7 protein-coding genes are annotated in these 8,275 nt (G+C 42.8%); all 7 read right to left on the bottom strand.

Annotation, left to right across the window (positions count from 1 at the left end):
- Positions 1 to 43: 43 nt before the first annotated feature.
- Positions 44 to 379, bottom strand: coding sequence for an STAS domain-containing protein (locus HY960_01405; GenBank protein ID MBI5214388.1), 336 nt, complete (start codon positions 377 to 379; stop codon positions 44 to 46).
- Between the two features lie 13 nt (positions 380 to 392).
- Positions 393 to 932: a hypothetical protein gene (locus HY960_01410; GenBank protein ID MBI5214389.1), complete on the bottom strand. Its 540-nt coding sequence runs from the start codon at positions 930 to 932 to the stop codon at positions 393 to 395.
- The gene (locus HY960_01415; GenBank protein MBI5214390.1) at positions 932 to 2,074 is read right to left on the bottom strand and encodes a restriction endonuclease; all 1,143 of its coding nucleotides are present in this window, start codon (positions 2,072 to 2,074) and stop codon (positions 932 to 934) included. Before HY960_01415 ends, HY960_01410 begins: the two co-directional genes overlap by 1 nt.
- Positions 2,035 to 2,937 (bottom strand): adenine-specific DNA-methyltransferase, encoded by a 903-nt coding sequence (yhdJ, locus tag HY960_01420; protein MBI5214391.1) that lies wholly within the window; start codon positions 2,935 to 2,937, stop codon positions 2,035 to 2,037. The genes HY960_01415 and yhdJ overlap by 40 nt, the downstream gene beginning before the upstream one ends.
- Positions 2,938 to 3,000: 63 nt before the next feature.
- Entirely contained in the window at positions 3,001 to 5,010 is a 2,010-nt protein-coding gene (gene ligA / locus HY960_01425; protein ID MBI5214392.1) for an NAD-dependent DNA ligase LigA, read from the bottom strand.
- 137 nt (positions 5,011 to 5,147) lie between these two features.
- Entirely contained in the window at positions 5,148 to 5,966 is an 819-nt protein-coding gene (locus tag HY960_01430) for a DUF4115 domain-containing protein (GenBank protein MBI5214393.1), read from the bottom strand.
- Complete coding sequence (locus HY960_01435) at positions 5,963 to 8,200, bottom strand: PAS domain S-box protein (GenBank protein ID MBI5214394.1); 2,238 nt, start codon at positions 8,198 to 8,200, stop codon at positions 5,963 to 5,965. The genes HY960_01430 and HY960_01435 overlap by 4 nt, the downstream gene beginning before the upstream one ends.
- Positions 8,201 to 8,275: the final 75 nt, after the last annotated feature.

An 8,275-nucleotide genomic window follows, 5' to 3' on the forward strand; every position in this document is an offset into this window, starting at 1 on the left:
CAACATCCCGGCAGAATGTCGTTGCATGAGTATCGGGAGGACGTTAGTTCTTAAGCGCGTCAGCAACCGTTTTATGAATAGAGAACATCCGGTCGAGTTGCGTAATCTTCATCAGGTCTTGCACATGTTTGTGAACATGCACAAGATGCACAGTACCGCCATGCTGTCGCATTGTGCGGTCGGCGATGAGCAATGCGCTCAAGCCGCTACTGTCGCAGAACTCAACCTTCGTCATATCAACGATAAGTTTGTGCGCCTGCTTCGGTTTGCAAAGCAGGAGAAATTCTGCTTTTAATTCGGGAGCGACGCTCGCATCGAGTTTCCGCTCCTGCAACTTAAGAACGGTCGAATGTCCGTTTTTTTCGACTGTAAAATTCATATTGATAATGATTTCAAAACATTGATAAACATGCCGCGAACTTATCGTACATGACCTGCGGCGAAGCCGGCATCTTGAGATTTAATTGAACGTTGAAAAACGCGTCGGAGGCAGAGTTTGCAAACCCGACCCGCGCCTTCGCTTTTGATGCCTTGCAAATATACGCAGTGTGAAGAACGAAACCAAGATTTAAATCAATTGCAACATCATATTCTTTTTCAAGGATTCTCTGCATCAATCCCTGACTTGGCAGGTACAACTTGTTCACGTCGTTGTTCGTCATGCGAATCACCTCGCATTTGGAAAATTCGATGAGTGACGTTGCCCGTGTGCTGTTATTAATCACGGTTAATTGCAAATGATTGAGCCGCGCCCGGAATGCCCGAAGAGCATTGCTTGCAATGATTGCTTCTTCGTATCCCAACGGCAGAGTAATCAACACGCTTTTCGCCCCGGAAAAAAAATTCGTGAGCGGTTGTGGCTCATCTTTTTCTTTTCTGAATTGGAACTTCGCGTATTGAAGTCCTACATATGCTTTTGTTCGTTCAAACATCAGACCTCCAATTGTTCTTTTCGATTTTCCAAATCAGATTCTTCTGAATCGTCATTATAGTTGAACTCTACTTTACTTTGCCTGATTATTTCACCGAGTACTTTGTTCAAATTACCTTCTTCAACTACAGTCTGAAATATTGAAAGCAATCCGGGAATATTGATAATTTCTTCAATACACGACATGTAACGTGTAACAATCATTGTTACAGCATATTGTCTTTCTGCCTGTTTTTGAATTTTTTGTTTGATTGCTTCTATTGAGTCAGTAGACTTGACAACAAAGGTAATTGGATATTTTTCAATCTTATCAATATCTAAGAAATACTTTTTTACATCTACCGTTTCTGTAACTTGGAAAAACCTCCCAAGTGGTTTCATGACAAAATCAATTCCACCGTCATTAGCATTTGTTCTTCCTGTCTTATATAATTTCAAATTATCTTTTCGGATTTCATCCGGATCGAAGCCCCAATACAATTTTTGATTATGATAATAATACTTCAGAATACTGTAGCTAACAATCTCAAAAATACGCGCGTCCACCGATGGTTGAAGTAAATCCGAAATAAATCGGATGAGTTTTTCGTCTTTGTATTTTTCGGCATCTTCACAAAACTGAATAAATTTATCAAATGCGCTTTTCTTCGCTTCTACGTAAGCATCAATGACTTTCATAACAGTCTCAGCAATATCAAAATTCTTTTTGCTGATTCGAATACGTAGGAGATTTTGATTAAACCAATATTTATTCGATAGATGGTCTCGAAGAATGGGAATATATTCACATGTTGGAAAATACTTTTTGAACTCCTCATTCATTCTGTGGTTCAGTGCATGGTTTTGTAATTTCTGACCAAAAGGAAGTTCTCTTTGTCTTTCAAACAGGTCAGAAAATATTGCACCTTCATAGTTCTTATATCGTCCTGATTTATTGAATCCTTTTGCTACGTAATCCTCAACTAAAACATAAATAGCATAGAGATTGGCAAAACTCCCTCTTGATTTCGAGCCTCTATTTGCAGACTTAGTTTTGATGTTCAGATATTGGAGCAATTCACTCGTAGCAAATATCTTATCAAACGTTTTTGGAAATGCCTGCTTTAAGATACTTTTGATTTTTTTCGTGAATTCGTGTTCCATTGTTTTTTCTTTTCAAACAAAGCAAGAGTTGTTTGTTTTTCATCTACGGGTAATTCGTATGACTTTCTTTCTCGTTGTAACAATTCACCGTTGTATTCAGATGTAATTTGTAAACGGCGAAGACCGACTTTAACATACTCTTCATTGATTTCAATACCTACTGATTTTCTTTTGAGTTGTTTCGATACATAGGATGTTGTAAACGTTCCCGAAAACGGGTCAACTACTAAGTCGCCCTCATTACTACTTGCCTTTATAATTCTTTCCAATAATGCAATCGGTTTTTGGGTGGGATGGTTTTCATATTCATCCATACGATAACGGACTCGATGAATTTGCCAGACATTTCCCGGAACTTTCTTTGAATTATAAACAGTCGGTATTGACTTCCTGTAATCTATCAATTTTCGAACAGCGCCTGTTCGGGCGTCAACCAAAATATCATCCGCATTAAAAGTATAATTGTTTGCATCTTTTACACAGTGAAGTATCGGTTCATACAAAGAACCAAAATACTTCCTCGCCTGTACACTTGAACTGTCATACGTCCAAACGATTCGGGATAAAATTGTAAGTCTTTCACGAAGAAAAATATCAAAGTAGGGCATGTTCTGCGTCGCAGTCATTACATAAAGCGAACCAGTATCTTTAAGCTTTGTTACACAGAGCTCAAGCCACGTGTAGCACCATTGAAGATAGGCGCTATCCGACTGCCATTTATCAGGTACATCGACAAACATTTTCCCGATATTGTACGGCGGGTCAGCAAAAATCAAATCAATAGATTTGTCCTCAAATATGTCAAGGACTTCAAGAACATCGCCCCAGATTATTTTATGACCATTCTTTTGAAATGTCTTCATTGAGTTTTTTTTTCACTATAACAATATACAATTTGATTTCTTCGAGACAAATGCTTCCCAAGACTATCCTGAAATTTCATTCTTAAATCTCTCCTCATCCCACAACTCAATCCCCAATTTCTTCGCTTTATCAAGTTTTGAACCTGCTTCTTCACCGACGATGACAATGCTGACACTTTTGGAAACACTCGAAGCGATCTTGCCACCAAGTTTTTCAATAATCTCTTTGGCTTGGTTTCGCGTGAAATGAGAAAGCGTTCCGGTAAGGACAAACGTTTTTCCTGAAAACGGTCCGGTTGATTTTTTCTTGTCTGATTGAAGTTTCAAACCGGCACGTTTCAATCGCTCGATGATTTCCCGATGATGTTTGTCGGCAAAAAACTTGCCGATGCTTTCAGCAATCCTCGGTCCTATTTCATAGATTGATTGTAATTCATCTTCATTTGCTTTTGCAAGTTCGTCTATCGAAACGAAATGTTCTGTCAGCACCTGAGCAACGCCCGCGCCAACATGTCGAATCCCAATTGAATATAAAACACGATGAAATGGTTTTTGCTTGCTTTGTTCGATTCCATCGAGCAAGTTCTGAACACTCTTTTCGCCCCAACGTTCGAGTTCAAGCAACTTCTCTTTGTGATTATGCAAATCATACAAGTCAGCGATGTTATGAACAAAGCCATGCTCAACAAGCTGGTCAACGACCGCTTCACCCAGTCCTTCAATATCCATCGCGCCGCGCATCGCCCAATGTTGGATGCGTCCCCGAATTTGCATCGGACATTCATAATTCTCACAATAGTAATTCGCTTCGCCTTCAAGCCGGATAAGCGGCGATGCACATTCAGGACATTTTTTCGGAAAAACAAATCGCTTGGAATTCTTCGGACGCTTCTCCAACACAACGCCGGAAACTTTCGGAATAACATCCCCCCCTTTCTCAACAATCACCGTATCGCCGACACGAATGTCGAGTTCCTGAATGTAATCTTCATTGTAGAGCGATGCACGACTCACCGTCGAGCCACCGACAAACACCGGTTCAAGTTCCGCCACAGGAGTAACTGTTCCGATTCTTCCCACCTGCAAAGTAATTCCCCGAAGTTGAGTCTCACCTTTCCGTGAGGCAAACTTACTTGCAATCGCCCAGCGCGGACTTTTAGCAATTGCGCCAAGTCGTTCCTGTTGTGCAAGCGAATCCACCTTCACAACAACTCCGTCAATTTCATACGGAAGCGTGTCACGCAACGATTCCATCCTCCTCCAATACTCCACAACTCCTTCAATCCCATCGCAAACTGTCGCATGTTCACTTACCGGGAAACCGACTTTCCTCAGCATCTGTATATTTTCAAAATGACTTTTGAAACTTCCTGTGTTGCTTCTCAAATAGTACGCGTAAAATCTCAACTTCCGTTGCGCTACAATTTTCGAGTCTTGCAGTTTCAATGTTCCTGCCGTTGTGTTTCTGGGGTTGATAAACTTTTCCTCTCCGGCTTTCGCCCGCGCTTCGTTCATCTCATCAAAATCTTTTTTGAACATCATCACCTCGCCGCGCACTTCACAGTTTAATAAATTTTTGTTTGAACTCTCTATCCGAAGCGGGATTGAGCGAATGGTTTTCACGTTGTTGGTGATGTCATCGCCTTGTGTACCATCGCCGCGGGTTACTCCCCGAACAAGAAGCCCATTCTCATAATGCAAACTGAGGGAAACACCGTCGAACTTGAGTTCACATGAGTATTGATATTGTTCATCACCAAGCAAATTCCGAACTCGTTTGTCAAAATCAAGCAATTCCTCTTCAGTATATGAATTTGCCAAACTCAGCATCGGGACAACATGCTGAACCGTTGGGAATTCCTTTGTCGGCTCGCCGCCAACCCGCTGCGTTGGAGAATCGGGCGTAACAAGTTCCGGATATTCCGCTTCAAGCGATTGCAATTCCCGCATCATCCCGTCATATTGCGCATCGGAAATCTCCGGCTTCGCATCTATATAATAGAGATAATCATGCCGACGCAACTCACTCCTTAATTGCTCGATACGTTTTATGGTCGTTTTGTCTGCTTTCATATTGATTGTACTTAGTACATAGTACTTGGTACTTTGTTCTTTGCTGTTATTTCTCTGTCGTTGTCATTAGTCATTCGTCATAAGTGTGTATCGCTCTACGCTCTACGCTCTACGCCCTACGCTCTAAATCTCACCGCTCACTGCTTTCCCCCTGCAATCTTTTGTAATTTATCAAGCGTGCTTGGCGCGATCGTAACGTTCCACATCGGCTTTTTCATTTGACTGAGAATCCCGATTCGCTCACCGTTGAACGTGAGAATAATTCCGCGCGCGTTATCCGTTGATAGTTCAAAGTACTGCCTTCCTTCGCATCGAATCCGACCTAACGGCGGCAATGTTTGCTCTTTGATTTCCGCCCCATCAATGACAATCCGTACCCACACACTTTCCACCGCTGAACCTTCTAGCACTAAACTGTCGAGCGCAAAACTTGTATCAGTCGAATCCGAAAGAAACGGCGACGCAACGGAATCCGAAACTTGTTTTGTCTCCCACTCGTTCACGACATCGGCAAATCGCACTTCCTGTACACTCGGACTTTCCGAAATTGAATTTTTCCAATATAAAAGCCCGATAAAACTGACAAGGATAACAACCGTGATAAGAAAGAGAATTCTAAACTGATGACTTCGTTTCGGCTTCAAAATTTCCGGGTACTTCATCGCCGATGAGCCCGGAAGATTTGTTGTAGTTACCTGAGAAGAAACGGTCGAGGAGATTCTTCCGCTCGGTTGTTCTTGTTTACCTGTCGTTGATTGTTCATGCAATTCTACTCCAACAAATTCTGCATAATCTTTGATGAACGATTGAATGTACAACTCCGGCAACGCAATGGGTTTTCCATCTTCGAGCGCTTCAAGATATTTTTTATTGATGCGGGTTGATTGAGCAACATCATCGAGTGAACATCCCTTCTCTTCCCTCGCCTGTTTCAGTTTGGCGCCGATATCGTTCACTCTGTTTCCACTCCATCAAGCACGGAACGAATTGTCATCGCAAAGTCATCTAACTCATACGGCTTTTGAATGAAACCGTGAATCGAACTCATAAAATGACCATCCTCCAACATCTGCGCGCTGTACCCGCTACACACAAGTACTTTAATGTGCGGATGATGTTTTCTCAAATATTCAAACGTCGAACGACCGCCGAGTTTCGGCATGTTCATATCAAGCACAACAAGGTGATAGGTTTCTCGACTTTCTACAAGCATCTGTATTGCTTCCATCCCGTTGCGTGCTATCTGAACCTTATAGCCAAGGTCTCGCAAAATGTCCACACCGATTTCACCGACCGTTGCTTCGTCTTCAATCATTAAAATATGTTCCGTACCACCGACAAGTTTCGATGTCGTCTGCTTTGCCTTCGGAGGTTGCTTTCCGTTCATCACCCGAGGCAAGTAAATTGTGAATACTGTTCCTGCTCCGACTTCACTATCAACATTAATGTAGCCGTTATGTCCGCGAACAACGCCATAGACAACGGCTAAACCAAGTCCGGTTCCCTTCCCTTGCTCTTTTGTTGTGAAGAACGGCTCGAATATTTTATTCATAACATTCGACGGAATCCCGACTCCTGAATCAACAATCGTCAACATGACAAACTGTCCCGACTTTGCATCGGCAAATTGTTGAACATCTTCTTCTTTAATGGTTACCGCCTTACAAGTTACGGTTAACATTCCACCGTTTGGCATAGCGTCGCGCGCATTCAAACACAAATTCAACAACGCTTGTTGAATTTGTCCCTCATCCGCTTCAATAAATACCGGTTCAGGTGAAAGAACCGTTCGAATAACTATGGATTTCGGAATCGTCGGCTCGAACAAGCGACGTGTCTCATCAATAATTTCATTAACGTCAACGATACGCACGTACGGATTGTTTTTCCGCGCAAACGTGAGAAGTTGTCTTGTCAATGCCGCGCCGCGCCGCGATGCTGTTTCAATCAAATCAACATACTTCACCCACTGCGGCTCGATGACCATCCGCCTGCGCATGAGCGATGCAGAACCGAGAATCGAAGTGAGAATGTTGTTGAAGTCGTGGGCAATGCCGCCTGCAAGATTTCCGATACTGTCAATCTTCTGCGCCTGAAGAATTTTTTCTTCGAGCATTTTTTTCTCCGTGATGTCTCTCAGCACCATCCGTATCGACACAGGTTTTCCGTCACTGTTCAAAACAACTGACGTATTCAAACTCACTTCGATAAGTGTACCGTCTTTCCGTTGCACCTGTTCCTCAACGCCGCGAAGGATTTCACCTTCCATCATCTTCTGAATATTTTTTTTGATTTTTTCATGATGAACGGGAGGATACAACACTGTCAACGGTTTCCCGATTATTTCCTCCTTCGTGTAGCCGAGATTATGACTTTCTGTGAAATTGCAACTCACGATAATTCCGTTCCGGTCAATGCTATGATACATATCGGGCGATTGTTCATACAGGTCGGCATAGAGCCGCTCCGATTGTTTGATTTGTTCAAACAGCGATGCGTTCTGTAACGCTACGCTGATTTGATTTCCAAACGCCTGAATGAGCGTGATTTTCTTCGGTGCAAATCTCCGTTCCTGCTTACTCGCGATAATCAACACACCCGCATATTGTCCCTGACGTTCCAGCGGAATCGAAACAAGTTGTTGAATATTTTCCTGTTTGAAATCGTCCGAGATGGTTGTGCGGATTTTCTCTTCGTTTGTCAGGTGCATCCCCGGCTTCCGTGTCCAAAGAAGAATTTCATCCGTAGCAGAAGTATTCGGTGGAAAACAATTCGCGGTCGTTCCGTTCTGATGAAGCAATTTGAGTTTTTGATTTTCGACAAGATAAATCCACCCGCACTCTGCGCCCATCAACTCCATCACCTTGACGAGCGCGCTTTGAAGAACATAATTCAACTCGACGGAATGACTCACTGCCTCTGTGATGTTATTCAATTCAAGCATTTCCCGTCGTTGTTCCTCTAACTGACGACCGTACTTCAGCGAAAAATAAACGCTGAGAAATCCCATAATGCCGACCGTAATAACCGTAACAAAGTCAAGCCAGCGAATTTCTTCGCCTGCGAGAAAATGCGCCGCGGCAATTGTCACCATCGCCACCACAACCGAAGTCGAAGCGACAATTTGGGACTGCTCGACTAACCCAAGCGTTTTATAGAAATTTCTGAAGCGGAAAAGTATTTTCGTCATTGCGGGAAAAATGTAAGAAGAAAGCGAGCGATAGACAAACAACTCCCGCCTTGAGTTATCCTCTATCAAACAGAA

This window comes from Ignavibacteriota bacterium, from assembly GCA_016212665.1.
Lineage (GTDB): Bacteria > Bacteroidota > Ignavibacteria > UBA10030 > SZUA-254 > FW602-bin19.

Excerpts from the sequence above, each read along its gene's own strand:
- ligA (MBI5214392.1), bottom strand. The coding sequence starts at position 5,010 with ATGAAAGCAGACAAAACGACCATAAAACGTATCGAGCAATTAAGGAGT.
- HY960_01415 (MBI5214390.1), bottom strand. The coding sequence starts at position 2,074 with ATGGAACACGAATTCACGAAAAAAATCAAAAGTATCTTAAAGCAGGCA.
- HY960_01435 (MBI5214394.1), bottom strand. The coding sequence starts at position 8,200 with ATGACGAAAATACTTTTCCGCTTCAGAAATTTCTATAAAACGCTTGGG.
- yhdJ (MBI5214391.1), bottom strand. The coding sequence starts at position 2,937 with ATGAAGACATTTCAAAAGAATGGTCATAAAATAATCTGGGGCGATGTT.
- HY960_01410 (MBI5214389.1), bottom strand. The coding sequence starts at position 932 with ATGTTTGAACGAACAAAAGCATATGTAGGACTTCAATACGCGAAGTTC.
- HY960_01405 (MBI5214388.1), bottom strand. The coding sequence starts at position 379 with ATGAATTTTACAGTCGAAAAAAACGGACATTCGACCGTTCTTAAGTTG.